This is a genomic window from Rhodococcus sp. PAE-6 (assembly GCF_025290685.1).
GTDB classification, from domain to species: domain Bacteria; phylum Actinomycetota; class Actinomycetes; order Mycobacteriales; family Mycobacteriaceae; genus Rhodococcus; species Rhodococcus pyridinivorans.
Window position 1 is genome coordinate 1 of the sequence record NZ_JAOCLZ010000221.1, and the last position, 239, is coordinate 239.

Sequence of the window (239 nt, forward strand, 5' to 3'; positions counted from 1 at the left end):
CGCACATCTCGACCCGCAGGACGTGCGCGAACTTCTCGATCACACGCGCTATCTCGGCCATGCCGCAGACATCGTCGATCGCGTTCTCGCCCGTCACGACAGCACGAACCGAACCACCGGAGATGCCCGATGACCGTCACGCTCAACTACGAACAGTACGGCGACCCCCCGAAGCCGACCGTCCTGTTCCTCGGTTCGCTGGGTTCGGACCTGTCGATGTGGGGACCGCAGATCCACGC

The 239-nt window shown here is 64.0% G+C and carries 1 pseudogene; it reads left to right on the plus strand.

Features of this window, described 5'->3' with window-relative positions:
• Positions 1-129: 129 nt before the first annotated feature.
• Positions 130-239, plus strand: a pseudogene (locus tag NVV99_RS26825) (3-oxoadipate enol-lactonase); the annotation flags it as partial.